Annotated in this window: 22 protein-coding genes; 11 read left to right on the top strand and 11 right to left on the bottom strand. The window is 75.5% G+C overall.

The window, feature by feature from the left end; translation table 11 throughout:
- Positions 1-36: 36 nt before the first annotated feature.
- Positions 37-2,286: a SpoIIE family protein phosphatase gene (locus tag E4P43_RS20870; protein ID WP_135146218.1), complete on the bottom strand. Its 2,250-nt coding sequence runs from the start codon at positions 2,284-2,286 to the stop codon at positions 37-39.
- Positions 2,286-3,092 (bottom strand): alpha/beta hydrolase, encoded by an 807-nt coding sequence (locus E4P43_RS14735; protein WP_135146217.1) that lies wholly within the window; start codon positions 3,090-3,092, stop codon positions 2,286-2,288. The genes E4P43_RS20870 and E4P43_RS14735 overlap by 1 nt, the downstream gene beginning before the upstream one ends.
- Before the next feature lie 246 nt (positions 3,093-3,338).
- Between E4P43_RS14735 and E4P43_RS14730 the strand changes: the two genes are divergently transcribed.
- Entirely contained in the window at positions 3,339-4,091 is a 753-nt protein-coding gene (locus E4P43_RS14730) for a hemerythrin domain-containing protein (RefSeq protein WP_135146216.1), read from the top strand.
- 452 nt (positions 4,092-4,543) lie between these two features.
- Entirely contained in the window at positions 4,544-6,829 is a 2,286-nt protein-coding gene (locus E4P43_RS14725; RefSeq protein WP_135146215.1) for an ATP-binding domain-containing protein, read from the top strand.
- Here the strand turns inward: E4P43_RS14725 and E4P43_RS14720 are convergent.
- The 4 genes from E4P43_RS14720 to E4P43_RS14705 are packed head-to-tail and all read right to left on the bottom strand — an operon-like array spanning position 6,807 to position 10,764.
- Entirely contained in the window at positions 6,807-7,178 is a 372-nt protein-coding gene (locus tag E4P43_RS14720; RefSeq protein WP_135146214.1) for a hypothetical protein, read from the bottom strand. The genes E4P43_RS14725 and E4P43_RS14720 overlap by 23 nt on opposite strands.
- A 16-nt stretch (positions 7,179-7,194) precedes the next feature.
- A complete protein-coding gene (locus tag E4P43_RS14715; RefSeq protein WP_135146213.1) occupies positions 7,195-8,421 on the bottom strand; it encodes a cytochrome P450 in 1,227 nt (408 codons plus the stop codon).
- 40 nt (positions 8,422-8,461) lie between these two features.
- Positions 8,462-10,069: an SIR2 family protein gene (locus E4P43_RS14710; protein ID WP_135146212.1), complete on the bottom strand. Its 1,608-nt coding sequence runs from the start codon at positions 10,067-10,069 to the stop codon at positions 8,462-8,464.
- 38 nt (positions 10,070-10,107) lie between these two features.
- Complete coding sequence (locus E4P43_RS14705; RefSeq protein WP_135146211.1) at positions 10,108-10,764, bottom strand: hypothetical protein; 657 nt, start codon at positions 10,762-10,764, stop codon at positions 10,108-10,110.
- A 98-nt stretch (positions 10,765-10,862) separates the two neighbouring features.
- On the opposite strand from E4P43_RS14705, the gene E4P43_RS14700 reads away from it, so the two are divergent.
- On the top strand, positions 10,863-11,699 hold the full coding sequence (locus tag E4P43_RS14700) for a DUF1206 domain-containing protein (RefSeq protein WP_135146210.1): 837 nt from the start codon (positions 10,863-10,865) through the stop codon (positions 11,697-11,699).
- Between the two features lie 65 nt (positions 11,700-11,764).
- Positions 11,765-12,601 carry a DUF1206 domain-containing protein gene (locus tag E4P43_RS14695; RefSeq protein WP_245159146.1) on the top strand — a complete coding sequence of 279 codons (837 nt, stop codon included), beginning with the start codon at positions 11,765-11,767 and terminating at the stop codon, positions 12,599-12,601.
- 1 nt (position 12,602) lies between these two features.
- Here the strand turns inward: E4P43_RS14695 and fabG are convergent, their stop codons facing one another.
- The 3 genes from fabG to E4P43_RS14680 form a co-directional block, all read right to left on the bottom strand.
- Positions 12,603-13,355, bottom strand: a complete 753-nt coding sequence (gene fabG / locus E4P43_RS14690; protein ID WP_135146208.1) for a 3-oxoacyl-ACP reductase FabG — start codon at positions 13,353-13,355, stop codon at positions 12,603-12,605.
- Positions 13,352-14,566: an acetyl-CoA C-acetyltransferase gene (locus E4P43_RS14685; RefSeq protein WP_135146207.1), complete on the bottom strand. Its 1,215-nt coding sequence runs from the start codon at positions 14,564-14,566 to the stop codon at positions 13,352-13,354. The genes fabG and E4P43_RS14685 overlap by 4 nt, the downstream gene beginning before the upstream one ends.
- A gap of 130 nt (positions 14,567-14,696) precedes the next feature.
- Complete coding sequence (locus tag E4P43_RS14680; protein ID WP_135146206.1) at positions 14,697-15,095, bottom strand: STAS domain-containing protein; 399 nt, start codon at positions 15,093-15,095, stop codon at positions 14,697-14,699.
- Positions 15,096-15,327: 232 nt separating this feature from the next.
- On the opposite strand from E4P43_RS14680, the gene E4P43_RS14675 reads away from it, so the two are divergent.
- From E4P43_RS14675 to E4P43_RS14655, 5 genes are all read left to right on the top strand, one after another.
- The gene (locus E4P43_RS14675) at positions 15,328-15,642 is read left to right on the top strand and encodes a hypothetical protein (RefSeq protein ID WP_135146205.1); all 315 of its coding nucleotides are present in this window, start codon (positions 15,328-15,330) and stop codon (positions 15,640-15,642) included.
- A 256-nt stretch (positions 15,643-15,898) separates the two neighbouring features.
- Positions 15,899-16,270 (top strand): hypothetical protein, encoded by a 372-nt coding sequence (locus E4P43_RS14670; protein ID WP_135146204.1) that lies wholly within the window; start codon positions 15,899-15,901, stop codon positions 16,268-16,270.
- 102 nt (positions 16,271-16,372) lie between these two features.
- On the top strand, positions 16,373-16,813 hold the full coding sequence (locus E4P43_RS14665) for an ATP-binding protein (protein WP_135146203.1): 441 nt from the start codon (positions 16,373-16,375) through the stop codon (positions 16,811-16,813).
- Positions 16,814-16,868: 55 nt separating this feature from the next.
- Positions 16,869-18,422 (top strand): aldehyde dehydrogenase family protein, encoded by a 1,554-nt coding sequence (locus tag E4P43_RS14660; RefSeq protein WP_135146202.1) that lies wholly within the window; start codon positions 16,869-16,871, stop codon positions 18,420-18,422.
- Positions 18,419-20,041 (top strand): GMC family oxidoreductase N-terminal domain-containing protein, encoded by a 1,623-nt coding sequence (locus E4P43_RS14655; RefSeq protein WP_245159145.1) that lies wholly within the window; start codon positions 18,419-18,421, stop codon positions 20,039-20,041. The genes E4P43_RS14660 and E4P43_RS14655 overlap by 4 nt, the downstream gene beginning before the upstream one ends.
- 12 nt (positions 20,042-20,053) lie before the next feature.
- On the opposite strand, the gene E4P43_RS14650 is transcribed toward E4P43_RS14655, so the two are convergent.
- Positions 20,054-20,860, bottom strand: a complete 807-nt coding sequence (locus tag E4P43_RS14650; RefSeq protein ID WP_135146201.1) for an MBL fold metallo-hydrolase — start codon at positions 20,858-20,860, stop codon at positions 20,054-20,056.
- A gap of 101 nt (positions 20,861-20,961) precedes the next feature.
- Positions 20,962-22,290, bottom strand: coding sequence for an MFS transporter (locus E4P43_RS14645; protein WP_245159144.1), 1,329 nt, complete (start codon positions 22,288-22,290; stop codon positions 20,962-20,964).
- A 71-nt stretch (positions 22,291-22,361) separates the two neighbouring features.
- Here E4P43_RS14645 and E4P43_RS14640 point away from each other — a divergent pair, with 71 nt between their 5' ends.
- Together E4P43_RS14640 and E4P43_RS14635 are read left to right on the top strand one after the other, a co-directional pair.
- The gene (locus tag E4P43_RS14640; protein WP_245159143.1) at positions 22,362-23,348 is read left to right on the top strand and encodes a helix-turn-helix domain-containing protein; all 987 of its coding nucleotides are present in this window, start codon (positions 22,362-22,364) and stop codon (positions 23,346-23,348) included.
- Between the two features lie 238 nt (positions 23,349-23,586).
- The coding region (locus tag E4P43_RS14635) for a DEAD/DEAH box helicase (protein WP_135146198.1) at positions 23,587-25,074 on the top strand (1,488 nt) is incomplete at its 3' end.

Below are 25,074 nucleotides of genomic sequence, written 5' to 3'. Positions count from 1 at the left end.
CATGGTGACCCCGATCCGCCCCCGCGGGAAGACGGATCAGACGCGGGTCAGCGCCAGCAGCGCGATGTCGTCCGGCCGGTGCTCCCCGGCCATCTCCGCGAGGAGCCGGTCGCACAGCGCGTCCGGGTCGGCCGAGCATGCCCGCCCCGCGACCTCGAGCAGCCGCGCCAGGCCCGCGTCGATGTCGGCGTCCCGGCTCTCCACCAGCCCGTCGGTGTAGAGCACCAGCGTCGACCCGACCGGCAGCTCCCCCGCCCACTCCTCCGCCGGCTCGTCCGCCCGTGGCGCACCGAACATCCGGGTCGGCCGCACCGGCAGGAACGACGCCGTCCCGTCCGTGCACATCAACGGCGGCAGGTGGCCGGCCGAGGCCACCCGCAGCAGGCCCGACCCCGGGTCCAGCGTTCCGAACAGCGCCGTCGCCATCCGCTGCACACCCAGCAGCGACCAGCTCCCCTGCAGCCGCTCGATCAGCTCGCTGGGCGACGGCCGGTCGGCCAGCAGCGCCCGGCAGACGCTGCGCAGCTGCCCCATCGTCGCCGCCGCGGTGATGTCGTGGCCCACGACGTCACCGACGGCCAGCCCGAGCAGCCCACCGGGCAGCGCGACGACGTCGTAGAAGTCGCCGCCCACCGCCACGCCCTGCGTGGCGGCCACGTACCGCACTGCCGTCCGCAGCCCCGGCACCGCCGGCGGGTCCGCCGGCAGCAGGCTCTCCTGCAGCGTGTGCGACGTCTGCTGCTCCAGCTCGAACCGCTGGGCCTTGTCCACCACCTGCGACACCTGGAGCGCCAGCTGCTCGGCCACCTCCACGTCCGCGGCGGTGAAGGGCGGCCGGTGCCGGTCGGCGACGACGGAGATGACCCCGAGGCGCCGTCCGTCGATCGACATCGGGACGCTCACCACCCCGGCCAGCCCCAGCTCCCGCACCGTCGCCAGCTGCGCCTCGTCGAGCGTCATCGCCGTCACATCGATGTCGTCGGAGTCGCGCGTCCACTGGGTGCGCCCCTCGCGCAGCGCCCGCAGGGCGGGATGGCCGGCGGCCTGGCCCAGCAGCTGCCGCTCGCGCAGCCGCTCCACCAGCGGCTGCAGGGCCGGGTCGCGGTGCCGGGCCACCTGCCGCGGCGTCCCCTGCTCGCCGACCAGGTCGATGACGCAGACGTCGGCCAGCCGCGAGACGGTGAGCTCCGCCAGCCGCGTCACCATCTCCTCCACGTCCACCGCGTCGGCCATGAGCCGGGCCGCGTCCAGCAGGAACCCCAGCCGCTCCGCCTGCCGCAGCGTCTCCGCGTGCAGCCGCACCCGCTCCAGCGCCTGGCCCGCCTGCCGCCCCAGCGTGTAGAGCAGGTCGATCTCGGTGGCGGCCATCTCCCGCCGCTCCCCCGGCTCCACCAGGCTGATCAGCTGCCCGGGCGCCGCGTCCCCCAGCGCCAGCACCAGCACGCCCAGCCGCTTGCCGTCGGCCGCCACCGGCACGATCACCAGCTCGGTGAGCCCGGTCTCCGCCATCGCGCCGGCCAGCTCCGGCTGGTCCCGCCGCAGCCGGTCGTCCAGCACGATCGAGCGCACGCCCTGGGCCAGCTCCAGGGCCAGCCGGCTGCCGGCCGCCTCCCGCAGCCGGCGCAGCAGCTCCCGGGACAGCCCCTCCCAGTGGACCGGCCGCAGCACCGGCAGGTCCGGGTCGCCCGCCTCACCCTGGACGAGCACCAGCGCCGCCCCGCGCGCCTTCAGCGCCGCCCGGCTGCGCTGCACGATCACCGCGGCCACGTCCTCCTCGCTGGTGGCCGCCGCCAGGTCGAAGACGACCTTCTGCACCGTGCGCGACCGCGCCTCGGACTCCTCCGCCAGCCGCTGCGCCGCCAGCAGCTCGCGCTCGTACCGCCGCCGCGCCGTCGCCTCGAACAGCGTCGCGCGCACCAGCTGCGGCGCCCCGTCCGGTCCGCGCAGCTCCACGGCGTTGAGCAGGCAGGGCAGCAGCGAGCCGTCCAGCCGCTGGACGTCGATGGCGATCTCCCGCACCGCCCCCTGCATGCGGAGCAGCGGCACCAGGTGCGTCTCGTGGAAGACCCGCCCGCCCACGCTGAGCAGGTCCTGGAACCGGCTGCCCTTGAGGTCGTCGGGCAGCCGCCCGGTCCAGGCGCAGAACGTCCGGTTCACCTTCACGATCCGCCCGTCGGGCAGCATCGACAGGTAGCCCATCGGGGCGTTCTCGTAGAGGTCGGCGGGGTCCTCCTCCAGCAGCCGGTCCAGCTGCTGCGAGGGCTCGGACGCTCCCGGGCCGGCCATCAGGTCCCGCTGGCGAGGAAGGCGCGGATCGCGGCGGCCGTCTCCTCCGGCGCCGAGAGCTGGGGCACGTGGCCGGTCGCCCGCAGGCGCACCAGCGTGCTGCCGGGGATGGCGCGGTGCACGTACTCGCCCACCACCTCCGGAGCGATCGCGTCGGCGGTGCACTGCAGGACCAGCGTCGGCACCGTGATGCCGGCGAGGTCGGCGCGGTTGTCCGACAGGAACGTCACGCGGGCGAACTGGCGGGCGATGTCGGGCGCGGTGCGGCAGAAGCTGTTGGTCAGCTCCTCGGCCAGCTCGGGGCGATCGGCGTTGCCCATGATCACCGGGGCCATCTCGGCCGACCAGCCCAGGTGGTTGCTGTCGAGGGCGTCCAGCAGGCCGGCGATGTCGGTGCGGCTGAAGCCCCCCACGTAGTCGCCGTCGTCGACGTACCGGGGGCTGGGCCCGACCAGCACCAGCGCGCCGAACAGGTCGGGCGCCTGGTGGTAGGCCAGGACGGCCATCATCGCGGCCACCGAGTGGCCCACGAGGACGACGTCGCGCAGCTCGAGCTCGCGGCAGATCTGCACGATGTCGGCGGCGTAGCCGGCCAGCGAGCCGTACTTCTCCGGGTCGTACGCGGACAGGTCCGAGCGGCCTGCGCCGACGTGGTCGAACAGCACGACGGCGTGGTCGCGCTCGAACTCCGGGGTCACCAGCCGCCACATGCTCTGGTCGCAGCCGAACCCGTGGGCGAAGACGATCGGCCGGGCCGACGCGACACCGCTGACGCTCACCCGGTTGCGCGTCACGACGCTGCCCACGGGCGCGACGGTAGTGGACCCGACGGCAGCTGTCGCCGCTCTGCGGAACGACGGCGTGCCTTTCCCGGCGGCGTTCGGGTCACCGACGGTCACCCGTGCGCGACAGGACGGCGCGGACCGCCGACCCCACCGCACTTCCGGACCGTCGCCGTCCGTTCCACGCTGTCGCCGCGCCCCGGGTCGCCCCTAGCCTGCGCCGCATCCCGCTCCCGAGGAGCTCCCGGACGCCGAACGAGGTGCCGCCCCATGACCGCCACCGCCCTCCGCGCGGCGCTCCCCCGGCCGCGCCGGCCCGTCGACGACGCACCCGCCCCGGGCCGCTCGGGACGCGCGAGCGCCTACCAGCGGGTGCTGCACCAGCTCGTGCGCCGCGAGCTGCGCACGCTGGCCGACGTCGCCACCTGGGCGCCCGACGGCGAGTGCGCGCGCACCGGGACGCTCACCTGCCACGCCGGCCTGGTGGCGCGCGTCCTGCTGCACCACCACGCCGTCGAGCGGGAGGCGGTGTGGCCGGCCCTGCTGCGCGCGGTGCCCGCCCCCGACCGGGACGACGCCGTCGCGGCGGTCGGTGCCTGGGCAGCCGCCTGCTCCCGCATCGACGCGCGCCTCCGCGACCTGGAGACCACCGCTCGGCAGTGGGCGGTCGCGGGCACCGGCCCGGCCCGCGACGCCTTCGCCCGCGCCTGCCACGTCCTCGCCGACGACGTCGGGGTGCAGACCGCCGACGAGGAGGCCTACCTGCTGCCCCTCCTCGACGCCCACCTCCCCGACGCCGAGTGGTCCGCGATCAGCCGCACCGCCCGGTGCGGCCTCTCCGCCAGGCAGCGGCTGATCGTCGTCGGCCTGGCGATGGAGGACTGCTGCGCCGGTGACCGGGCGCGGCTGCTCGGTGGGCTCCCCCGCTCCCAGCAGCTGGCCTGGCGGCTCTACGGCGGCAGCCGCTACCGGGCGGCCGTCGTCCGGCTGCGGCGCCCCGCCGGCGGTCTGAGCGGTCAGTAGCGCGAGGTCCCGCAGTCGCGGCAGCGCTTGCGGTGCGCCGAGACCTCGTGCGTGCAGTTCTCGCAGACCCAGGTGGTCCGCTCCTTCGTGGTCGCGCTCATGGCTCCCCCGTTCCGGGCTCTGGCTGAACGCTAGGAGCCGGATGTGTCCGCGGGGTGACGCCGGAGTTGCACTTGCGGGGCGGTCCGCCGATGAGTTCACGCGCCCGGCGGTCGGCCCCGGTGTGACGACGTCCGTGCTGGTCCTCGACGCAGCGGACGCACCGGGCCGCGCTCCGGCCGAGCTGGCCGAGGCGCTGACCTCCACCGGGTGACGTGGCGGGCGCCACCTCCGGCGCGCATGACACGGCGGGGAAGAACGGCGGAGGATCGGCGGTTGCGCCGCAGGCGCGATGCGCACCCGACCGGGACTCATGAAAGCGATGGCCGTTGTCGACAGTGCGAGACCCGGACGTGCCCGACCCCGAGCTCGCCGCCGAGCAGGGCTACGTCGGGAGCCTGTACCGCCGGCTCGACGAGGTGCGCGCCCGCACCGTGACCCGCCTCGAGGAGGCGCTGGCCACCGTCCCGCACAACCCGCAGGCCGTCGGTGAGCGCGAGGCCGCCGTCGAGCTGCACTCCCAGCGGATCGTCGCGCTCGACGCCGCCGACCACGGCCTCTGCTTCGGCCGCCTCGACCGGCACGAGAGCGACGTCCCGCGCTACATCGGCCGGATCGGGCTGAACGCCGAGGACGGCCGCGAGGAGCCGCTGCTGGTCGACTGGCGCGCCCCGGCCGCGCAGCCGTTCTACACCGCGACCCCGCTGCACGACCTCGGCGTCCGCCGCCGCCGGCACCTGCGCACGCGCGGCCGCACGGTCGTGCAGGTCACCGACGAGACCCTCGACCTGTCCGACCCCGACCTCGCCCAGCGCTCCGGCATGGCCGGCGAGTCGGTGCTGCTGGCCGCCCTCAACGCCACGCGCACCGGCCGGATGAGCGACATCGTCCGCACCATCCAGGCCGAGCAGGACCGGATCATCCGCGCCGACCACCGCGGCGTCCTCGTCGTCCAGGGCGGGCCGGGCACCGGCAAGACCGCCGTCGCCCTGCACCGCGCCGCCTACCTGCTCTACACCCACCGCGAGCGGCTGGCCCGCAGCGGGCTGCTCATCGTCGGCCCCTCGCCCACGTTCCTGAGCTACATCGCCGACGTGCTGCCCTCCCTCGGCGAGACCGGCGTCGTCCTCACCGACATGGGCGGCCTGCGCCCGGGGCTGGAGGCGCACGCGCAGGAGGCGCCGAAGGTCGCCGAGCTCAAGGGACGGCTGGACATGGTCCGCGTCGTCACCGCCGCCGTCCGCGACCGCCAGGCGGTCCTCGACCGGGTCGTCACGCTCACCATCGACGGCACCCCCGTGCGCTTCGCCAAGGGCGACGCCGCCAAGGTGCGCAGCCGCGCCCGCGCGATGTCGCGGCTGCACAACGAGGCGCGGCCCGCGGCCGTCCGCGCGGTCATCGACATCGTGGCCCGCAAGTACGCCGACAAGCTCGGCGAGAACGTGCTCGGCGGGGCGAACCTGCTCGGCGAGGGCGACGTCGCCGCGCTGCGCCGGGAGATCGCCGCCGAGCCGGCGGTGCACTCCCTCGCCGACCGCCTCTGGCCACGGCTCACCGCCGAGCGGCTCATCGGCGAGCTCTTCTCGAGCCGGCGCCGGCTCGAGGCCGCCACCAAGGGCTGGTCCGACGCCGACCGCGAGCTCCTGCTCCGGCCGGCCAACGCCCCCTGGACGCCGGCCGACGTCCCGCTGCTGGAGGAGGCCGACGAGCTCCTGGGCGTCGACGACTCCGCCGAGCGGGACCGCGAGCGCCGCGAGCGGCAGCGCCGGCTGCGGCACGCGCAGGAGACCCTCGACCTGCTGCACGGCTCGCACTCCACCGACTGGGAGACCGAGGAGGAGGCCGAGGAGCTCTCCGCCGGCGACCTCCTCGACGCCGAGGGCCTGGCCGGGCGGCACGAGGAGCGCGACACCCGCTCCACCGCCCAGCGGGCCGCCGCCGACCGGACCTGGACCTACGGGCACGTGATCGTCGACGAGGCCCAGGAGCTCTCCTCGATGGCCTGGCGGGTGCTGCTCCGGCGCATCCCCACCCGCTCGATGACCCTGGTCGGCGACGTCGCCCAGACCGCCACCCTCGCCGGCGCGAGCAGCTGGAAGGAGGTGCTCGAGCCGCACCTCGGCAGCTCGTGGCGCCTCGAGGAGCTGACCGTCAACTACCGGACGCCGGCCGAGATCATGGCCGTCGCCGCCGAGGTGCTCGCCGCCGGCGGCGCGGCCACCTCGGCCGCTGAGTCGGTGCGCTCCACCGGCGAGCTGCCCTGGTCGCACCAGGTGCCCGAGGAGGACCTCGTCGGCGCGGTCGCCGAGGCCGCCGCCGAGCTGGACGCCGAGGAGGGCACGCTCGCCGTCATCGTGCCGTTCAGCCGGCTGGACGCGGTCACCGCGGCGGTGCGCGACCGGGTCGCCTCCGCCTCGGCCGACGGCGACCTCACCAGCGGCGCGGTGGTGCTCACCCCCGAGGGCAGCAAGGGCCTGGAGTTCGACTCGGTGCTGGTCGCCGACCCGGTCGGGATCATCGACGAGGGCGTACGCGGCCACAACGACCTCTACGTGGCGCTCACCCGCGCCACCCAGCGGCTCGGCGTCGTGCACGCCGGCGAGCTGCCGCCGGAGCTCAAGGGCCTCGACCCCCGCTGACGGTCGGCCACCACGCGCGGTGCCGCCCCTTCAGCGGTCGGCCGTCCAGGAGTACCTCGACGTCGGCACCCAGCTCGTGCTGCACGTCGTGGGCGAGCGTCAGCAGTTCCCGCTGCTGCTGCTCCCCGAGGTTCCGCTCGGCCTCCGTCACCGGCGGGGCGTCGCGGACCCAGGCGCCGGAGAGCGACTCCTGCCGGTCCCGCCACGCCTCCAGGCGCGCCGTCAGCTGCGCGGAGAGGCCCAGCTCGGCCGGGTCGAGGAGGTCGGTGCCGAGCACGCCGGGTGACCGGTCGGCGAGCACCGACGGGTAGCAGTAGTCCCACTCCAGCGAGACCACCGTCGGGCGCATGCCCGCAGCATGGCAGTCAGGCGGTGCCGCTGACCCGCAGGACGACGCCGCTCCTCGGCTTCGCCGGGATGCGGTGCAGGGCGATCTCCAGGTCCTGCTCCGGCACCTCGTACTGCAGCCGGGCCAGCCGGACCCCCAGCGCGGACAGCAGCGCGACGGTGATCTGCTCGCCCGGGCAGCGGTGGTTGGTCCGCGGGTCGCCGCCGCCCTGGGGCACCAGCTCGAACTCGCCGATCTCCCGGTCCAGGAAGCGCTCCGGTCGGAACGAGTAAGGGCTCTCCCACAGCTCGGGGTCGTGGTTCTGCCCGTACAGGTCCAGCAGCACCATCGAGTTCTTCCGGATCTTCTGGCCGCCGAACTCCGTCCGCTGCGGTGCCCGGCCGCCGATGAACGGCGCGAACGGGTAGAAGCGGCGGACCTCGTGCGCCCACGCCTCGGCGAAGGCGGGGTCGCCGCTCGCCAGCTTCCCCCGGTTCGCCGGCCAGCGGATCAGCGCGTGCCCGGAGAAGGCGGTGAACCAGGCGACCGCCGTCGTCGGCCGGATGATGTTCAGCAGCTCCACCGCCGCCACCCGGGGGGACAGCTGCGACCCGTCGGCGTCGCGGTGCCGGGCGACGACGTCGACCGCCGTCCCCTCCGCCACCGTCGTGGCGCCGCGGCGCACGTCCTCGACCAGCTGCGCCAGCCACCTCTCCCGGCGGCCGCGCGCCCGGCGGGCGCGGAAGTGCCGGGGGCCGCCGGTGGCGAAGCCGTCGACCATGGCGACGAGGTCGCGGGCGAGGTCGGGCACCTCGTCGTCGCGCACCGGGACGCCGGTCCAGCGCGCCACCGAGCCGGCCAGCACCCGGCTCGCCTCGTCGAACAGCACGATCTCCGGACGGCTCGACCACTCCGGCACGGCCGCGTCCCACGCCGCCGTCGTGCGCTCGACGAGGGAGGCGATGCCCTCGGAGCGCATGAGCAGCGCGACGAACATGGCCTTGCGCACCCGGTGCATCTCGCCGTCGAGGGTGTGCACGGCGCCCTTGCCGAACAGCGTGCCCTGCACCGGCTCGGGGATGGCGTGCGCGCGGCGCACGTGGTCCTCGTCGTAGAGGAACCGTGCCGCCTCGGGGCCCTCGATCCCCGTCGCCGGCAGGCCGCCCAGCAGCACGCCGACCGCGCGGCTGCCGGCGCGGCGGCGCTCGTCGGGCAGCCAGGCGTAGCCCTTGGACAGCAGCTTGAGGCCGTTCTCCAGACGCATGGGGGCTGCCGTGCCCAGCCGTCGCGCCGGGCAACCGTGGTCACCCCGGCCGCTGCTCCTGCGGGCGGTCGTCCCGGTCCTGCGTGGCGACGTCGACGGGTGCGGTGTCGCCGTCGGAGGCGGTGCCGCCGTGCCCCAGCCGGCGCAGCAGCCCGGCCACCTCCATCGCCGCCGTGCTCTCCGTGTCGTGCCGGAGCACGTCGGCCACGCCGCACAGCACCTCGGCCAGCGCGCGCTCCTCCTCGTCGAGCATCCCGCGGTACGCCGGGTCCAGCAGGTAGCCGGTCGGCGGGGTGGAGAGGCAGCCGATCAGGTCCAGCAGCACCTCCAGCCGCCGCGCCGCCTCGGCGGGCGGGACGTCGGCACCGGCCATCGCGACGGTCTCCACGTCCCGCTCCCACAGCCGGGCGCGCGCCGGGTCCTCGCGCAGCGCCAGCACGGTGCCGGTCCGCCGGCCGGTGCACGGGCCCTGCGTCTGCAGCGCGGTGCGCACCTGGTGGGCGATCCGGATCAGGTCGTCGTCGAGCATCGACGTGCCGACGAAGAGCACGTGCCGGGTGAGCAGCAGCGAGTGCAGCACCCCGGCCAGCGCCGCCCCGGTGCTGCCGAACTGCAGGTACTCCTCGCGCGTCAGCACCACGCTCTCCGGGTGCGCCGCGTCGCCGTGCAGCTTCAGCAGCCACGGCGAGCCCGGCTCGGCCTCGTCGTAGGGCAGCACCTTCACCCGGCGGCCGATGTCACCGGCGGCCAGCTCGACCAGGGGGTCGTAGTTGGTGGTGACGAACTCCTGCACCGGCAGGTCGGCGATCAGGGCGTGCGCCAGCGCGTACGGGCCCGGGCCGAACCGCTCCTCGACGAATGCCTCCAGCTTCTCGGTGCCCAGCTCCCGGGCCAGCAGCGCCGCCGAGTCCTGCGGAGGCAGCCGGGACAGGCCCGCGCGCAGCGCGTCGTCCAGGCCGGAGCGGGCGGCCAGCTCGTCGACCAGCTGCTCCCAGGTGGGCAGGCCCGCGGCCGCGCTCACCCCCGCGCCGATGAAGACCGCCAGCTGCCCCCGCCGGGCCCGCTCCCCCATCTCCTCGGCGAGCTCGCGCAGGTGGTCGGGCAGGTCCCAGCCGCCGTCCTCGCCGCGCCGGACCCGCTGCGCGGCGGCCAGGTCGCTCGGCCCGCGCAGCACCAGGGCGACGTCGAACCCGTGCTCGGCGGCCGCCTCGCGCAGCACCGGCAGCAGCTGCTGCAGCAGGTTGCCCCGCTCCCCCGCCGCGCCGCCCCAGCCGGTGCCCAGCGCCGGCAGCCCGACCAGCCGGCGGGCGCGGCCGTGCACCGGCTCGCGCACCTCCCGCCGGGCGACGGCGGCCAGTGCCTCGCGGGCGCCGTCGAGCAGCCACGGCAGCCCTCGGCCACCGTCGTCCACGGTGTCGACGAGCCAGGTGCGGCGCGCGTCGTCAGCGGGCACCTCCAGCACCCGCTCGTCCCCGGACCAGGACAGCCCGACGCAGTCGCCGTCGGCCTGCTCCTCGGTCACCAGCTCCGGCGGCAGCAGCGGCCGCCAGCTCCGGGCCACGCGCAGCGACCGGTCGGTGGGCACCAGGACGTCGTCGCAGGACAGCCGGGTCAGGTCCGCCCCGACGACGAAGACGTGTCCGCTCACGGCAGGCCCATACCCAGGGCCTGCCGGTCATGCGCCGGTCAGGACCCGCATCCGCCGGCGCCGCAGGCGCAGCCACCGCAGCCCGAGCGCACCGGCGCCGGGTCCGGCTGCGCACCGAGGGTGCGCAGGTTGGCCGCGCCGATCAGCAGCGGCAGCCCGAGGACGGCGACGCCCAGCGCGGCCACGATGGTGGCCAGGCCCTCGGCCCGGTCCCAGTCCTGCACCAGCCCGGTGACGACCAGCAGCGCGGTCACCAGCAGCGACCACACCAGCAGCGCCTGCCCGCCGCGACGCGCGGTCCCGCCCCGGGCGAGCAGGCCGGCCGAGGCGACCAGCAGGGCCAGCGGCACGCCGACCACCAGGACCGTGCCGGAGAGCGCGGCCGACGCCAGAGCCACGACGACGGCGGCCAGGCCCGCGACGACGGCGGCGGACCCGAGCGGGCGCGCCCGGCCGGCGAGCTCCGCGTCGACCTCCCCGGCGCCCCGGACCAGCAGCACCCCGCGGGCGACGAGGAACAGCCCCAACGCGCCCAGCAGCAGGCGCGCCCCGGCGGCGTCCCAGGCCACCGCCACCACCGCGACCGCGATCATCGCGACGCCCAGCGCCGCCCAGCGGGGCCAGGTGCGCCGCGCGACGGCGGGGGTCGCCATGCCCGCGGTGGTCGCCGACAGGATTCCGGTTGCGTTCGCCACGCGCCCAGTGTCCCTCACCCGGGCCGGCGACCGGGGAGGCACCGGACCGTGGCACGTGCCACGCTGATCATCTTCGCCGCCCCGTCCCAGGAGGAACCATGAGCATGCGGTCGGCCGGGAGCATGGCCGGGCGGGCCGGCGACAGCGACGCCCTGGAGCACCTGGCCCGCGTCGGCCTCGTCGCCTACGGGGTCGTGCACCTCTTGGTCGCCTGGCTCGCGCTGCAGCTGGCGTGGGGCGGGGCGTCGCGCCCGGCCGACCAGTCGGGCGCCCTGGCCACCCTCGCCGAGTCCCCGCTGGGCGGGCCGCTGCTCTGGGTGCTGGGGCTGGGCCTGCTCGCGCTCGCCGTCTGGCAGGCGGCCGAGGTGCTGCGCTGGCGGCACGGCTGGTCGGCCAGCGGCAAGGCCAGGACCACGGCGCTGCGGAGGTCCGGCCGGGCGGTGGTCAAGGCGGTCGTCTACGTCGCGCTGGCCGTGCTCGCGATCAGGTTCGCCACCGGCGGCGGGCAGAGCAGCTCCTCGTCCCAGCAGCAGACCGCGGCCGGGGTCTTCGGCTGGCCGGCCGGGCGCTGGCTCGTCGCGGCCGCCGGGCTGGTCCTCGTCGGCGTCGGCGCCTACCACGTCTACAAGGGCGTCGCCAAGCGCTTCCTCAAGGAGGTCGACCTCAGCGACTGCCCGCCGGCCGCCACCCGGCTGGTCACCCGCCTCGGCCAGGTCGGCTTCCCCGGCAAGGGAGTGGCCATGGCCCTGGTGGGCGGGCTGCTGTGCTGGGCGGCCGCCACCTTCGACCCGGCCAAGGCGTCGGGGCTCGACGGGGCGCTGCACACCCTGCTCCAGGCCCCGGCCGGGCCGTTCCTGCTGACCCTGGTCGCGCTGGGCATCGCAGCCTTCGGCGCCTACCTCGTGGTGCGCGCCCGCTACCCCGAGCGGACGTGATGGCCCCGCCTCAGGGGTCCGCCGCGAGCCCGCGAGTGATGGGGGGAGGCGGGGTCCTCCGTCGGGTGCACGCCGCCGTCGAGCGGGCCCGGGGCGTCACCGACCACCCGGTGCTCACCCACCTGGCCCGTGTCGGTCTGGTCGCCTACGGCGCCATGCACCTGCTGATCGCCTTCCTGGCGGCGCGGATGGCCCTCGGCCTGCGCGGCGCGGACGCCGACCAGACCGGCGCGCTGCAGACGGTCGGCCACGGGCCCGGCGGGCGCCCCCTGCTGTGGGCCATCGGCCTGGGCCTGGTCTGCCTCGGCGTCTGGCAGGCCGCGGAGATCCTGCTCTGGTGGCGCGGGCTGCTGGACGCCGCGCACCGCCGTCGCACCGCCGTCGTCTGCGCCAAGTGCCTGGCGAAGGGCGGGGTCTACGGGGTCCTCGGGATCACCGCCGTGCTGTTCGCCCTCGGGCTGGAGTACGAGGCCGACGAGCGGCTCCCCGAGCTCACCGACGAGGTGCTGGAGATCCCCGGCGGCACCGTGGCGGTCTGCCTCGCCGCGGCCGGGGTCGTCGCCGTCGGGCTGTACACGCTGGCCCGCGGTCTCACCGGCGGCTTCATGAAGGACATCGACCTGCCCGCCGCCCCCGACCGCTGGGAGCCGCTCATCGAGGGGATCGGGCGGGTCGGGTACGTGGCGAAGGGCATCGCCTTCGGGCTGGTCGGCGTCCTGCTGTGGCGCGCGGCCACCTCGGCCGACGTCACCGACGCCACCGGTCTCGACGGCGCGATGACGGCGATCGCGGGGGTCTCCGCCGGCCCCTGGCTGCTGGCCGGGGTCGCGGTCGGGTTCACCGCGTTCGGGGTCTACGCCCTCGCCCGCGCGCGGTACCCCGACCGCGACCCGTCGTCCTAGGTCAGTTCCGGGGGCCGCCGGCGACGTAGATGACCTGGCCGGAGACGAACCCGGCGCCCTCGCTGACGAGGAAGGACACCGTGTGCGCGATGTCCTCGGGAACGCCGGCGCGGGCGACCGGGATCGCCGCCGCCCGCTTCTGCACGTAGGACTCCCAGTCCTCGCCGATGCGCTCGGCGGTGGCCTTGGTCATCTCGGTCTGGATGAAGCCGGGGGCGATCGCGTTCGCCGTGACCCCGAACTTGCCCAGCTCGATGGCGAGGGTCTTGGTGAAGCCCTGCAGGCCGGCCTTGGCGGTGGCGTAGTTGGCCTGGCCGCGGTTGCCCAGCGCGGAGGTCGACGACAGGTTCACGATCCGGCCGAACTTCGCCTCGATCATGTGCTTCTGCGCCGCCCGGGTCATGAGGAGCGACCCGCGCAGGTGCACGTGCATGACGACGTCCCAGTCGGCGTCGCTCATCTTGAACAGCATGTTGTCCCGGGTGACGCCGGCGTTGTTCACCAGCACGACCGGCGGGCCGAGCTCGGTGGCGATCCGCTCGACCGCCGCCTCCACCTGCTCGCTGTCGCCCACGTCGGCACCCACGGCCAGGGCCGTGCCGCCCGCGGACTCGATCGCCTCGACGGTGCCGCGGGCGTCGTCCTCCTTCAGGTCGACGACGGCGACGGCGAACCCGTCGGCCGCCAGCCGCAGCGCGGTCGCCGCGCCGATGCCGCGGGCGGCACCGGTCACGATCGCGACGCGGGCGCTCACTGCGCGACCCGCTCGAACACCGCGGCGAGACCCTGGCCGCCACCGATGCACATGGTCTCCAGGCCGTAGCGGGCCTCGCGCCGGTCCATCTCGCGCAGCAGCGTGGCGAGGATGCGGCCGCCGGTGGCGCCCACGGGGTGGCCCAGCGAGATGCCGGAGCCGTTGACGTTGGTGCGCTCCCAGTCGGACTCCGTGAAGCCCCACTCCTGGGCGACCGCGAGGACCTGGCTGGCGAAGGCCTCGTTGAGCTCGATCAGGTCGACGTCGGAGAGCTTGATGCCGGCCAGGTCGAGCGCCTTGGCGGTGGCCGGGACCGGGCCGATGCCCATCGTCCTCGGCGGGACGCCGCCGACGCCCCAGGAGACCAGGCGGGCCAGCGGGCGCAGGCCCAGCTCGGCGGCCTTCTCCGGGGTCGTGACGACCGCGACGGCCGCACCGTCGTTCTGGCCCGACGCGTTGCCGGCGGTGACCGTGGCCTCGTCGTCGCGGCCCATGATCGGGCGCAGCTTGGCGAGGGTCTCGACGTTCGAGTCGGGGCGGATGTGCTCGTCCCGGTCGACGACGACCTCGCTCTTCCGCTGCTTGACCGTCACCGGGACGATCTCGTCGGCGAACCGGCCGGCCTCGGTGGCCGCGGCGGCGCGCTGGTGGCTGCGGACGGCGTACTCGTCCTGCGCCTCGCGGGAGATCTTGTACTCGCGCCGCAGGTTCTCCGCGGTCTCGAGCATGCCGCCGGGCACCGGGTGGTTCTGGCCACCGGCGGTGACGCGGCCCCGGGCCAGGCCGTCCTGCAGCAGCACGCCGGGGCCGGCCTTGACGCCCCAGCGCATGGCGGTCGAGTAGAAGGGCGCGTTGCTCATCGACTCCGCGCCACCGGCGAGGACGACGTCGGACGTGCCCGACTGCACCTGCATCGCCGCGTAGACGACCGCCTGCAGGCCCGAGCCGCAGCGGCGGTCGATCTGCAGACCGGACGCCGTCACCGGCAGGCCCGCGTCGAGCGCGGCGACGCGGCCGATCGCCGGGGCGTCCATGGTCGGGTAGCAGTGGCCGAGCAGCACGTCGTCGACCGACTCGGGCGGCAGCCCGGTGCGCTCCATGAGCGCCCGGATCACCGTGGCGGCGAGCTCCTGCGCCGGGACGTCGCGCAGCGAGCCCCCGAATCCGCCGACCGGCGTCCGCAGGGGCTCGCAGATGACCGCTTCCCGCACGGTGGTCCTCCTCGTGTGTCCGCCTTCGGCCCCGGGCGGGCCGGACTGCGGGTCCGAGTCTGCCCCGCGGCCCCGGGCACCGCGCGCAGAGGCCCCCGCCGGCTAGCGACAGGGGCCCTGGACGGACGGGTCAGGAAGCGAGCGACTCCACCCGCTGGCCACCCAGCAGGTCCCACAGGCCGGTGATCTGCATCGGCCGGATGACGGCGCGGCTCGCGGCGAGCACCCGGAACCGGACCTGGTCGGCCGTGGTGCGGCGGTGGACCGTCGCGAGGGCGCAGAGGCCGGCGGAGTCCAGGAAGGTCACCGCGGTCAGGTCGAGGGTCAGGTCGCGGGCGCCGTCGTCGAGCAGCTGCTCGATGCGGGCCCGCACCTGCGGAGCGGTGGTGCAGTCGATCTCCCCGGTGGCCGCGAGGCTGGGCATCGCGGCGGGACCGGACCGGACCAGGGTGACCAGACCCAGGTCGAGGACGTCGGAGGTGGAGGAACCGTCGATGGTGGAAGGACGGTCGAGCGAGGAAGCGGTCACGGAGGTGCCCCTCTCGGGCGGGTACCGGACCAGTGAGCCTGCGGGCGCGAACGACACGACGACCAGCACTGGCAGATCACGGCTGCTGTTGAACCGTCGTCCTGACCGTAGGGACCCGGGAGCGCGGACGCAAGGGCGGCAAGGTCACCGGCTGGCCCGGAACAGCCCTGGTGAGACGAGTGTTACCCGGTGCCGGTCCAGGTCCTGGGGACCGGCGGCGGATACTGGTCGCGTGACCCAGGGCAGCCCGTCGTCCCGCCGTGTCCCGCCGCTGCTGGCGGCGGGTGCCGTGGTGGGCATCGCTGTCGCGGTGGGCGCCTTCGTGCTCCTGGACCCGATCCTCGCGTCGTTCGTCGCGATCGTCGCGCTGGTGGCCGTGGCGATGGCCGTGGCGGCGCACGACTGGGACAACCACGAGTCCTTCGAGGAGCGGGAGCTCACCCGGGCCCGCAAGCGCCAGGAGAAGTGGGAGCGCAACGCCGGCGCCCGCGCGAAGGACCGCGCCCGCTGGGAGGCCCACCAGGCCCGCAAGACCGCCCAGGACTGAGCCGCCCAGGACTGACTCGCCCGAGGGCGGGACGTCGCGCGGCGGGAAAACCACTCGACGCCGCGGGCGGGTGGCCCTACGGTCCTGGCCATGCGGTACTCCGTGCGCCTGCGCACCCTCTGAGCTGACGCGCCGCGGGCCGGGATCTCCCGTCCGCCGTCCGCGCCCGGTCCACCCGGGCGCCCGCTCCCCTGCGTCCTGTCCGGGCCCGACGCCGCCCGCGGACGCCCCGCACCACTCCCCCGCGGAGGTCCCCTTGTCACGCCCTGCCCCCATTTCGCACGCTCCCGCCGCCGAGGCCCGCGCCACCCTGCCGGAGGCGGAGAGCGCCGCGTTCGACCGCCTCGCGCACGCCGTGCTCGCCTCGCCGACCGCCCCGCTGGGCGCGCTGCTCCGCTCGCAGCTGCCCGGCACGGCCGGTGTCCGCTGGCTGCACCAGGAGAACCTGTCCCCCACCACCCGGCCCACCGCGCTGACCGGCGCCCAGTGGGTGTCGCTGTTCCGCTGCTGGAGCGCGGCGACGCCGGTGCCCGGCGCCGGCGGTCCGGGGCGCGGGAAGAAGGGCAGCCGGCCGTCCACCCACGGTCACGCGCCCGGTGCCGCCGCCATCCCGCGCTGGGGCCAGTAGGAGGACCCCCCGACGGGTGAGTCGAGGGTTCGCCCGCGCGCCGAGCGGGCAGGGTGCGGCCAGATCCGGCGAGCGGAGCCGGCAGCGGAGAGGCGGGTCGCGGTGGCGCTCTGGCAGTCCGCGCGCCCGCCGCACCCCTTCGCCGAGATCTGGTGCCAGGAGCTCGCCGGCCTCGGTGAGCTGGCGGCCCTGCGCGCTCGGCTGCGGGCGTCCACGACCGGGAGCCCGACGGTGCGCGACCCCGAGCGGGACCACTGGTCGGAGCGGCTGGTGCTGATCGCCGACGAGCTGACCTCCAACGCCCTGCGGCACGGCGGCGGGTCCGTGGCGGCGGTCCTCGGCCGGTCCGGCGACGAGTGGCTGATCGCCGTGCGCGACTCCGCCGCGGGCGTCCCGCCGACGCCCGCGCAGGGGCGCGACCCGGGCCTCGGCGGGTTCGGCCTCTACCTGGTCGCCGACCTCTCCACGGCGCACGGCTGGTACGCCGACGCGGGCACCAAGACCGCCTGGGCCGTGGTCGACGGGAGCGACACCGCTCGCTGAGCCCGACCGGGCGACCCCCGCTGTGGTGCCTGTGTGTCACAGGTAACGTGCAGCCATGTCGCTCGCCGAAGAGCTGGACGCCGTCGACGCCGGTACCGCGGGCACCGTCGACCGCCACAGCACCACCGAGACCTTCGAGTCGACCGCCCCCGCCAGCGGCGCGGTGGTCGGTGTGTTCCCCGTGCACGACGCCGCCGCGGTCGAGGAGACCGTGGCGAGGGCGCGCACCGCGGCCGAGCAGTGGGCGGCCCTGGGCTGGGACGGCCGCAAGCAGCGCCTCTCGGCCTACCGCGGCTACCTCGCCCGGCGCATGCACGAGCTGGCCGACCTGGTCCACCGAGAGAACGGCAAGCCGCACGCCGACGCGATCCTCGAGATCACCCTGGCCGTCGACCACCTCGCATGGGCCGCCGGGCACGCCCGCAAGACGCTGGGCCCCCGCAAGGTCCCCACCGGCCTGCTCGCCGCGAACCACACCGCGTACCTGGAGTACCAGCCGCTGGGCGTCATCGGCGTCATCGGCCCGTGGAACTACCCGGTGTTCACGCCGATGGGCTCGATCGCCTACGCCCTGGCCGCCGGCAACGCCGTCGTCTTCAAGCCCTCGGAGTTCACCCCCGCCGTCGGCGCCTGGCTGGCCGCCGCCTGGCGCGCCGCCGTGCCCGACTGCGCGGACGCCTTCCAGCTGGTCACCGGCTACGGCGAGACCGGCGCCGCGCTGTGCCGCGCCGGCGTCGGCAAGATCGCCTTCACCGGCTCCGCCGCCACCGGCAAGAAGGTCATGGCCACCTGCGCCGAGACCCTCACGCCGGTGCTCATGGAGCTCGGTGGCAAGGACGCGATGATCGTCGACGACGACGCCGACGTGGTCGCCGCCGCCGACGCCGCCGTCTGGGGCGCGATGAGCAACGGCGGGCAGACCTGCATCGGCATCGAGCGGGTCTACGCCACCGAGGCCGTCTACGACCGGTTCGTCACCGAGGTGACCAACCAGGTCCGCAACCTGCGCCCGGGCTCCGACGGCGAGGCCACCTACGGGCCGATGACCATGCCCTCGCAGATCGACGTCGTGAAGCGGCACGTCGCCGACGCGCAGAGCGCCGGCGCCCGGGTGGTCACCGGCGGCACCGATGCCGACGCCTTCCCGGCCGAGGGATACGTCGCCCCGACGGTGCTCCTCGACGTCCCCGAGGACTCCGCGGCGGTGCAGGAGGAGACCTTCGGCCCGACGATCACCATCACCAAGGTCCGCGACGCCGAGGAGGCGCTCGAGCGCACCAACGCCACCACCTACGGCCTCGCCGGCTCGGTCTTCTCCCGGTCGAAGGAGAGGGGCATGGACCTCGCCCGCAGGATGAGGAGCGGCATGACGTCGGTGAACTCGGTGCTCACCTTCGCCTCGGTGCCGGCGCTGCCCTTCGGCGGCGTGGGCGACTCCGGCTTCGGCCGCATCCACGGCGAGGACGGGCTCAAGGAGTTCACCCGCGCCAAGGCGATCACGCGGCAGAACTACGCGCTGCCGCTGAACATCATGAGCTTCGGGCGGCCGGCCTCGGCCGCCGACGCCCTCGCCCGCGTCATGGGCATGGTCCACGGGCGGCACCGGTGAGCGCCACGCACCTGCAGGAGTACGACGTCGTCGTCGTGGGTGCCGGCTCGGCCGGCAGCGCGGTGGCCGGCCGGCTGTCGGAGGACCCGTCGCTGCGCGTCCTCGTGCTCGAGGCCGGCGGCCCCGACAAGGTCCTCGAGGTGCAGATCCCCGCAGGGCTGTACAAGGTCTGGCGCACCCGCCACGACTGGAACTACACGACCGACGAGCAGCCCGGCCTGGGCGGGCGCAAGCTCTTCTGGCCGCGCGGCAAGCTGCTCGGCGGCTCCTCGTCGATCAACGCGATGATCTACATCCGCGGCGCCCGGGCTGACTACGACGAGTGGGCCGAGCTCACCGGCGACCCGTCCTGGTCCTACGACCAGGTCCTCCCGCTGTTCAAGCGGATGGAGGACAACGCCCGCGGCGCCGACGAGTGGCACGGCGTCGGCGGCCCGCTGCGGGTGGAGGACCTGCGCAGCCCCCACCCGTGGACGACGGCGGTCGTCGAGTCGGCGGTGGCCCGCGGCTACCCCCGCAACGGCGACTTCAACGGCGCCACGCAGGAGGGCGTCGGCCAGTACCAGGTCACGCAGAAGCGCGGCCGCCGCTGGTCGGCCGCCGACGCCTACCTGCACCCCGCCGCCGGCCGGCCGAACCTGACCGTGCGGACCGGTGCGCTCACCACCCGGGTGCTGGTCGAGAACGGCCGCGCGACCGGCGTCGAGTACCGCTGCGGGGGCAAGCTGCACACGGTGCGGGCCACCCGCGAGGTCGTCCTCTCCGGCGGTGCCGTCAACTCCCCGCAGCTGCTGATGCTCTCCGGCATCGGGCCGGCCGACCACCTGCGCGAGGTGGGCGTCGACGTCGTCCACGACCTCCCCGGGGTCGGCGGCGGCCTGCAGGACCACCCGCTGGTGCCGGTGGTCTGGAACGTCCGGTCGGGCAAGTCGCTGCGCCTGGCCGAGACGCCGCTGAACATGGCGATGTGGAAGGCGGCCGGTCGCGGCCCGCTGACCTCCAACCTCGCCGAGGCCGGGCTGTTCACGCGGTCCAGCCCCGAGCTGGCCGAGCCGGACCTGCAGATGCACTTCCTGCCGGTGAAGTTCTGGAAGCAGGCCGAGATCGACCCCGACGCCGAGGCGTTCACCGCGGCCGTCGTCCTGGTGCACGTGCACTCGCGCGGCTCGGTGCGGCTGCGGTCGGCGGACCCGACCTGGGCACCGGCGATCGACGCGGGCTATCTCACCGACCCCCGCGACCTCGACGCGCTGGTGTCCGGCGTGGAGAAGGCGCGGGACATCGGCACCGCCGCCCCGCTGTCGTCGGTGCTCGCCGACGAGTGGTCACCGGGCAGCGGCACGCAGGGCCGCGAGGCGCTGCGCGCCAAGGTGCGCGACACCCTCGAGTCGCTCTACCACCCGGTGTCCTCCTGCCGGATGGGCACCGACGAGCAGGCGGTCGTCGACTCCCAGCTCCGGGTGCGCGGCATCGAGGGCCTGCGCATCGCCGACGCCTCGGTCATGCCGACGCTCGTGCGGGGCAACACCAACGCGCCGTCGATCATGATCGGCGAGCGCGCCGCCGACCTGGTGCTCGGCCGCACGGCCGCCCCCCGGCTCGCCGCAGCGGCCGGGTAGCGCACCCCGGGGTCATCCGAGGCGCTGGGCCTGGGCGGCGTGGATGTCGCCCACCCACTCCCACCCCGGCTCGGCCGACGGGCCGAGCCGGGGGTCGTCGGGGTCGCGGCGGTCCCGCAGCGCGTGGACGTAGGCGCGGTCCAGCGCGATCCGCCCGCGGACCTGGGCGCCCCGGCCGACCGAGCCGTGCCCCGGGACGACGACGTCGACGTCGCCGGCGACGGCCTCCAGCCGCTCCAGCCCGACCAGGTAGTCCGCCACCGGGTCGTTGTCCCCGGTGGCGTCGTCGAGCATGGGGACGAACACGTCGGACAGCATGTCGCCGGCCAGGAGGACGCCGCGGTCCTCGACCAGCAGCGCCGCGTGGCCCGGGGCGTGCGCGGGGTGCTCGACGATCCGCACGGCCGGGCCCTCCCACGGGACCCGCGCCGTGCCGGCCGGCAGGCCGGTGATGCGGCCGTAGAGGTCCAGCGGGACGTCCCCGGCGATCTCCGGCGGCAGCATCCCGTCGGCGCGGGCCTGCCAGTCCGGGTCCTGCAGCACCGCGGCCGCGACGGCTGCGCAGCGGTCGGTGCCGTACCGGGGCGCCGCGCCGAGCGCGGCGTCCCACAGCACGTGGTCCCAGTCGGGGTGCGTCGCGAAGCCCGCCACGACGGGCAGGCCGAGGCCGGCCAGGTCCGCCGCGAGGCAGGCCATCTCCCCGCCGGTGAGCCCGGGGTCGACGAGCAGCACCCCGGCCGGTCCCAGCACGACGACGGTGTTGTTCCGGAGCAGCTCGCTCCGGTGCACCAGCACGTCCTCGGCGATCTGTGTCAGCACGGGTTCCTCCGCTCGTCGTCCACCACCAGCAGGACAGACCGCCGGACGTCCCGGAACTCATCGGCACCGGTCGCCGGACCGGTCGGCCCGGCGACCGGTCCTCAGCCGTGGGCCTGGTCGGCAGCCGCGGAGACCCGGTCGGTGGGGAGCGTGGTCGCCGGCGGCCGCGGCCGGTCGCGGCGGATGGAGACCGACATCGCCGCGGCGGCCACGCAGAGGCCGCCGGCCAGGTACCAGGCCAGGTCGTAGGAGCCCGTGACGTCGCGGATCACCCCGCCGCCGAACGCGGCGAACGCCGCACCCAGCTGGTGGGCGGCGAAGACCCAGCCGAACACCACGGGCGCGCGGGCACCGAAGTGCTCGCGGCACAGCGCCAGCGTCGGGGGCACCGTGGCCACCCAGTCCAGGCCGTAGAACACGATGAACGCGACCATGCTGATGTGCAGGTCCGGCCCGAACAGCGGCGGGAGCAGGAAGAGCGAGAACCCGCGCAGCCCGTAGTAGGCCAGCAGCAGCACACGGGGGTCCACGCGGTCGGTGAGCCAGCCGGAGAGCACCGTGCCGGCGATGTCGAAGACCCCGACGACGGCGAGCAGCCCGGCGGCCGTGGTCACGGGCATGCCGTGGTCGTGGGCGGCCGGGATGAAGTGCGGCTGCACCAGGCCGTTGGTCGACAGCCCGCAGATGAAGAAGCCGCCGGCCAGCAGCCAGAACGGACGACGCCGCGCCGCCTCCGACAGCCCCCGCAGCGCGGTGCGCGCCGCCCCGGCCCGCACGGGCTCCGTGTCCTCCGGGATGCGGTCGTCGTCGGCGGTGCCGCCGTACGGGGTGACGCCGAGGTCGCGGGGCCGGTCGCGGAGCAGCCACGCCACCAGCGGGACGACGGCGAGCGCCGCCGCGGTGGTGCCCAGCGACGCCGAGCGCCAGCCCCAGTTCTGGTCGGCCCACGCGACCAGCGGGAGGAACACCAGCTGCCCGGTGGCCCCGCCCGCGGTGAGGACGCCCGACACCAGGCCGCGCCTGGCGACGAACCAGCGCCCGGTCACGGTGGCGACCAGCGAGAGGGCCATCGACCCGGTGCCGAGGCCGACGGCGAAGCCCCACAGCAGGACCAGCTGCCAGCTCGCCGTCATGAAGACCGTCAGCCCGCTGCCCAGCGCGGTGAGCAGCAGCGCGCCGACCACCACCCGGCGGATCCCGAACCGCTCCATCAGCGCCGCGGCGAACGGCGCGGTCAGCCCGTAGAGGGCCATGTTGACCGCGACCGCCGCCGAGATGGTGGACACCGACCAGCCGAACTCGTCGCGCAGCGGGTCGATGAGCACGCCGGGGACCGCCCGGAAGGCGGCCGCACCGACCAGCGCCAGGAAGGTCACGGCGGCGACCCACCACGCGGGGTGGATGCGGCGCGTCGTCAGGGAGGCGGTCACGGCGGAGAGCATGTCCGACCGCGCGGCGGGCAACGAGTGGCCGGGCGGCCAACATGTGCAAGGATCCGGCCATGCTGAGCGCCGACCGGCACGAGGTGGCCGTGCTGGCCCTCCCCCACGCGATGGCCTACGAGATCGGCCTCCCCGACCAGTTCCTGGGCAACGCCAGGGACGCCGAGGGCCGCCGGCTCTACCGCGTCCGCGTCGCCACCGTCGACGGCGGACCGGTGCCCACGTCGGCCGGCTTCTCACTGCTCCCCGAGCACGACGCCTCGGTCCTGGAGACGGCGCAGACGGTGGTGGTCCCGGGGATCCTCGGCACCTCTGCCATGACCGACGGCACGATCCCCGACGAGCTGGCCGACCTGCTGCGCCGCACGGCACGTCACGCCCGCATGGTCTCCATCTGCACCGGCGCCTTCGTCCTGGCCGCCGCGGGCCTGCTCGACGGCCGGCCGGCCACGACGCACTGGGTGCACAGCCCCGCCTTCGGCCGGCTCTTCCCCCGGGTGGACCTCGACGCGGACGTGCTGTTCGTCGACGACGGCGACGTCCTCACCTCGGCCGGCAACGCCGCGGGCATCGACCTCCTGCTGCACGTCGTCCGCCGCGACCACGGCAGCGAGGTGGCCAGCCGGGTCGCCCGCCGCAGCGTCGTCGCCCCCTGGCGGGAGGGCGGGCAGTCGCAGTTCATCGAGCGGCCCCTCCCCGACCCCGGGGACGTCGGGACCGCGGCGACCCGCGCGTGGGCGCTGGAGCGGCTGGGCGAGCCGCTCACCCTGGCCGACCTCGCGGCCCACGCGCGGATGAGCGTGCGCACCTTCACCCGCCGCTTCCGCGAGGAGACCGGGCTGTCGGCGACGCGCTGGCTGGTGCAGCAGCGCGTGGCCCTGGCCCGCCGGCTGCTCGAGTCCACCGACGTCCCGGTCGAGCGGGTCGCCGAGCAGGCGGGCTTCGGCACCACCGCCTCGATGCGCCAGCACCTGCACGCGGCCATCGGGGTCGCCCCGCTGGCCTACCGGCGCACCTTCCGCGGACCGGCGGCTCACCCGATGTGACCCGTCCCTCCCCCTCGGTGGGACCACGCGGGCGCCGCGTCTGGTTGAGTGGGGCATACCGGCGCCGCCCTCGCTCAACCGGAGCGGCAGGAATCGACGTCGGGCCCAGGCTGCGCCACCGAGGCGCGCCAGGCTGACCGACGTCCCGCCGACGATGCGAGCCCGCCCTGCCCTCGCGCAGGTGCGCCGCGCTCGCCCGCGCCGAGGTGTCGTGCGGCCACTCGACCTCGAGGAACCGATGACTTCGCAGAACAGCACCCCGTCCACCCCCGCCGCCGACGGGCGACCCCGCCGTCGGCGTGGCGGCCGCGGCCGGGGCACCGGGGCCCGCCCCGCCGGCGAGCAGCAGCACACCGCGCAGGCTCCCCAGGCCGCCGTCCCGGCCCCGCCCGTCGTCCCCGTCGGCTCGGACGCCACCGTCCTGCCCACCGACACCACCTTCGCCGCCCTCGGCGTCCCCGCGCCGATGGTCGAGGTGCTCAGCACCAGCGGCATCACCGCGCCGTTCCCGATCCAGGTCGCCACGCTGCCCGACAGCCTCGGCGGCCGCGACGTGCTCGGCCGCGGGCGCACCGGCTCGGGCAAGACGCTGGCCTTCTCCATCCCGCTGGTCGCCCGGCTCGCCGCCTCCGACAGCCGCCGGCAGGCCCGTCGTCCGCGCGCGCTCGTGCTGGTGCCGACCCGCGAGCTGGCCAACCAGGTGTTCGCCGTCGTCGACCCGCTGGCGCGGGCCCTCGGCATGAACGCGACGACGATCTTCGGCGGCGTCGGGCAGAACCCGCAGGTGCAGGCGCTGGCCAACGGTGTCGACGTCGTCATCGCCTGCCCCGGCCGGCTCGAGGACCTCATCGGCCAGGGGCACTGCGACCTGTCCGCCGTCGAGATCACCATCCTCGACGAGGCCGACCACATGGCCGACCTGGGCTTCCTGCCCGGCGTGAAGCGGATCATGGACCGGACCCCGCAGACCGGCCAGCGGCTGCTGTTCTCCGCCACCCTGGACAACGGCGTCGACGTCCTGGTGAAGCGCTACCTGAGCAGCCCGGTCACGCACTCGGTGGACCCGGCCGTGGCGCCGGTCTCGACGATGACCCACCACGTGTTCCAGGTGCAGAACGGCGACAAGGCCGAGGTCGTGCGCCAGCTGGCGTCCGGGCTGGGCCGCAGCGTGCTGTTCACCCGCACCAAGCACCAGGCCAAGAAGCTTGCCAAGCAGCTGACCGCGGCCGGGATCCCCGCCGTCGACCTGCACGGCAACCTGAGCCAGAACGCCCGCGAGCGCAACCTCGAGGCGTTCAGCAGCGGTGCCAGCCGGGTGCTGTGCGCGACGGACATCGCCGCCCGCGGCATCCACGTCGACGACGTGGCGCTGGTCGTGCACGTCGACCCGCCGGCCGAGCACAAGGCCTACCTGCACCGCTCCGGCCGCACCGCCCGCGCGGGCGCCGAGGGCGCGGTCGTCACCGTCTCCACCCCGGACCAGGCCGGTGAGGTGCGGCTGCTCGCCCGCCAGGCCGGCATCTCGCCGAAGGTCAGCGTCGTGCGCCCCGGCTCTGCGGAGATCGAGGCCCTGACCGGCCCCGCCGCCCCGTACGTCGAGCCGGCCCCCGTGGTCGAGCAGCCCCAGCAGAGCGGTGGCGGCCGCCGTCGCAGCGGCGGCGGCTCCGGCCGGGGCTCGTCGGCCGGCGCCGCGGCGTCCGGCGGTCGCAGCAGCTCCGGCGAGATC

This window comes from Blastococcus sp. TF02A-35, from assembly GCF_004571075.1.
Taxonomy (GTDB): domain Bacteria; phylum Actinomycetota; class Actinomycetes; order Mycobacteriales; family Geodermatophilaceae; genus Blastococcus.
The sequence above is the reverse complement of the archived record's forward strand: the minus strand, read 5'-3'. Positions and strand labels throughout refer to the sequence as shown.

Coding starts and splice junctions, on each gene's coding strand:
- E4P43_RS20870 (WP_135146218.1), bottom strand. CDS start 2,286: ATGGCCGGCCCGGGAGCGTCCGAGCCCTCGCAGCAGCTGGACCGGCTG.
- E4P43_RS14730 (WP_135146216.1), top strand. CDS start 3,339: ATGACCGCCACCGCCCTCCGCGCGGCGCTCCCCCGGCCGCGCCGGCCC.
- E4P43_RS14720 (WP_135146214.1), bottom strand. CDS start 7,178: ATGCGCCCGACGGTGGTCTCGCTGGAGTGGGACTACTGCTACCCGTCG.
- E4P43_RS14715 (WP_135146213.1), bottom strand. CDS start 8,421: ATGCGTCTGGAGAACGGCCTCAAGCTGCTGTCCAAGGGCTACGCCTGG.
- E4P43_RS14700 (WP_135146210.1), top strand. CDS start 10,863: ATGAGCATGCGGTCGGCCGGGAGCATGGCCGGGCGGGCCGGCGACAGC.
- E4P43_RS14660 (WP_135146202.1), top strand. CDS start 16,869: ATGTCGCTCGCCGAAGAGCTGGACGCCGTCGACGCCGGTACCGCGGGC.
- E4P43_RS14640 (WP_245159143.1), top strand. CDS start 22,362: ATGCTGAGCGCCGACCGGCACGAGGTGGCCGTGCTGGCCCTCCCCCAC.